The organism is Pseudomonas sp. HY13-MNA-CIBAN-0226 (genome assembly GCF_040310305.1).
GTDB classification, from domain to species: domain Bacteria; phylum Pseudomonadota; class Gammaproteobacteria; order Pseudomonadales; family Pseudomonadaceae; genus Aquipseudomonas; species Aquipseudomonas gregormendelii.
Map to the genome: position 1 here is coordinate 1 of NZ_JBEOPS010000273.1, position 271 is coordinate 271.

The 271-nt window shown below is 63.8% G+C and carries 1 protein-coding gene; it reads right to left on the reverse strand.

Annotated elements, in window-relative coordinates:
* Positions 1 to 271: LysR substrate-binding domain-containing protein (locus tag AAEZ05_RS28720; RefSeq protein ID WP_350649989.1), on the reverse strand; the 271-nt coding region annotated here is incomplete at both ends.

Here is a 271-nt window from a genome sequence, read left to right on the forward strand (position 1 = left end):
TGCACATGTAGAACGTGTCGAACCGCGGCCCATGGTAGCTGTGCTCGGTATGAAAGCCCTGGCTGGCGAACCAGTCATGCCAGCCCTGAGGCCGCGAGGCGTTTTGCAGCAGCACCAGCTCGCTCAGTTGCGTGGGGTCGGTGAAGGGCTGGGCGGGCAGGCTGTCGGGCGAACACACCGGTACCAGCTCTTCACTGAACAGTTTCAGGCTCTCGGTACCGGGGCGTGCGCCCTGGCCGAAGTAGAACGCCATGTCGGCCTTGCCTTGCAG